A 2946-nucleotide genomic window follows, 5' to 3' on the forward strand; every position below is an offset into this window, starting at 1 on the left:
GAAATTTCGAGTTCAATTTTAGGGGTAGATTTAAAAGTACTTCATTTATTTAAATGTGTTAAGTGTAACGGAAATTTAATTCTTGAAGATGGCATTATCAATAAAAATCAAATTATTGAGGGAAAGTTAATTTGTAATTGTGGTGAAGAATACGCGATTATTTCAGGGGTTTTAACAGCTGGTAACTCATTGAAAGCGTGTGAAAAGACATCATTTGAAGATTCTATTTCGGATTATATCCATGAAACTGATACTGCTTTTTTGGAAAATATTCAAAGAGGAGGAGAATGGGCGAAAAAGAAACTAATGCAACTAGATTTAAATGAAAAAATACTACTTGATTTAGGATCTGGTATTGGATTCTTTTTACGAAATATTTATGAAGAACTACCGGAAGAGTGTTTATATATTGCTGTTGATCGAGATTTGAATAAACTTTTACTTTTAAAAGATGTAATTGAGAGAAGAAATGCGAAAAGAAATATTGTATTTATCTGTGCCGATTTTCTAAACATACCTATTCAGAATTATTCTATTGATATTGTAATTGATCAATCAGGTACAAGTAATTATAGTTTTGAACATGAGGAGTTCTTATTGTGCGAATTAAATTCCCTTTTTAAACACAATAGTTATTTATTAAGTTCGTTTATTTTATTTAATAAATTTAGTATAAATAGCCAAATTGCACCTAGACTCAGAGTGAATTTTACATCTGTAAAAGTAACGAAAGAAATCCAAAATCTACAGTTTCAATCGATTGATGAAAGTACTTCAAATTATTTGATACGAGGGGGAAAGTACGAGGATTTCTTTGTTCAAGGAGAAGAAATTTATACATATTCATTTTTCGGAAAAAGATGGGGTTAACCCCGTCATAAAAAGTCCGTTTTTATAACGGGACTATTTATGACGATTCCTATCTATACTTTTTACGATGAAAAGAAAAAGAGAATGTTAATCTAAATGTTTAGCACTCACTGGACAGTCTCTTGTCGGTGTATGTCTAGTAAGAGAAAAGATAGCCAAACCTAAAGATAATAAAACTAAAGATCCACCAACCCAGGCCATATTGGCGACATTATGTACTTGTTTTAAAGCTATACCTCCAACTGCAGAGCCGAGTGAAATTCCTATTTGTAGGGCTGAATTATTAAAACTTTGCTGTATATCTGACGTATCCGGGGCAGTTTGGATTAAATAACTTTGTTGAGGTGGTGCAAGCCCCCAACTCAATGCAGCCCAAACTATCATAACAGGAATAAATAGGATAATAGAAACTGCAGTAAACGGTAATATAAATAAGATTAGAGCAAATAGAGTAATAACTATCACAATACTTTTTTGAGCGCCTATTTTATCTGATAATACACCGCCAAACGCTCCTCCACTTACTGCAGCTATACCAAACACTAAATAAAATATGCTAATCCAATAAGGGCTTAGGTGAAACTTATTTTCTAAAAAAGGAGTAAAATAAGCATATAGAGTATAGTGTCCTGCTAACATAAACATGGTAGCTAGATGGGCAGATCCTAGTTTAAGACTACAAACGGCCTTTAATTGGATAGATAAAGGAGTTCGGTTTTCCTCTCCAGGTATTTTATCTAAAAATACTGAAATTAAGATAATAGACCCCAATGATAAAATAGCTATACATAAAAAAATAATTCTCCAGCCAAATGTGTTTGAAATTAATATGCCTAGTGGTACTCCTAGTACAAGTGAAGAGCTAATACCCATATAAATTAATCCTAATGCTTTTGCTCGATAAACGGGATTAACAATTTTAGCTGCAATTGTTAGGGAAAGTACTACAACTAAAGCAGTACTCATAGCAGTTAAAATTCTTGCTATCATCATAAAAGTAAAGTTCGGACTAAAATAAGTAAGTAGATTACCAATTAGAAAAATGTAAAGTGAAATAATATATAATTTTTTTCTTTCCACTTTACTTGTGAAAATCAATAATACAGGACCTGCTATTGCATAAGTAAAGGCGAAAATTGTAATTAATTGACCAGCGGAACTTAATGAAACATTAAAATCTTTAGCGATGTCTGGCAATATTCCTCCAACGATAAGCTCTACAAGACCTACCGCTATCGTTGCTAAAGCTAATATAAATACTTTGAAATTCATTTTTTATATTCCCTTCTCTGCATTATTTACCGTAGAACAAAAAAACTCCTGACTACAAACGCTAAAAGACGCATTTTGTAGTCAGGAGTTGTTGGTTCCTGGTAGAGACCCCCAAGCCATATTCTTGGAGTTATACATGATTCTCATATGTAATTAATCAACGTAATAGAAGATACCATATTATTTTTTAGATTTCAATAAAAAATTTGCATTTGTACATGTGATCTTATTAATCATTTTATTTTTTATCGTTGTAGGAGGCACTAATATCTTCAGTTGATGTGCACGGGGTTAACCCCATCTTTTTTCATTTCTTTGTAGTAATTTTTAAACACAGTGTATTGATATTGGGTTAACCCGAGAATTTACACTTTATGTAATACAAAGAAAAGTGAGGGAAAAGTGATGGGAAGTTTACGATTACATATAGAAAATAAAAAAAGAAACCAAGAACTAAGAAATATTTGTTTATATTCAATTGCAAAAACAGTATCACTATTCGGTAGCTCAATTTATAGTTTTGCATTAGGATTGTATGTTTTACAAATAACCGGATCTGCGTTACATTTTGCGATTACGCTCATATTAGGAACGATTCCAATGATTGTTATGAATCCATTTGCTGGTGTCATTGCTGATAAGGTTGATAAAAAGAAACTCGTCGTTTGCATGGATGTACTAAGCGGGTGCTTATTAATAACTGTTTATATATTAAGCAACTATTATGGATTAAACTTATTCATTATTTATACTACTACCTTTCTTATGACAGTATTTACAACGTTTTTTGGAATAGGATTAGAG

General features: G+C 31.5%; 3 protein-coding genes and 1 riboswitch. Of the genes, 2 read left to right on the forward strand and 1 reads right to left on the reverse strand.

Going from position 1 to position 2946, the window contains the following annotated elements:
* Positions 1-870: class I SAM-dependent methyltransferase (locus tag ABWK52_RS27125; RefSeq protein ID WP_353772271.1), on the forward strand; the 870-nt coding region annotated here is incomplete at its 5' end.
* An 87-nt stretch (positions 871-957) separates the two neighbouring features.
* On the opposite strand, the gene ABWK52_RS27130 is transcribed toward ABWK52_RS27125, so the two are convergent.
* Entirely contained in the window at positions 958-2142 is a 1185-nt protein-coding gene (locus ABWK52_RS27130; RefSeq protein WP_001009824.1) for an MFS transporter, read from the reverse strand.
* Positions 2143-2200: 58 nt separating this feature from the next.
* Positions 2201-2300: riboswitch (purine riboswitch) on the reverse strand.
* Between the two features lie 247 nt (positions 2301-2547).
* Between ABWK52_RS27130 and ABWK52_RS27135 the strand changes: the two genes are divergently transcribed.
* Positions 2548-2946, forward strand: a 399-nt coding sequence (locus tag ABWK52_RS27135; RefSeq protein WP_353772272.1) for an MFS transporter, incomplete at its 3' end; no start/stop codon positions are given.

Origin of the sequence: Bacillus sp. AP50 (assembly GCF_040492675.1) — a bacterium.
Taxonomy (GTDB): Bacteria; Bacillota; Bacilli; order Bacillales; family Bacillaceae_G; genus Bacillus_A; species Bacillus_A cereus.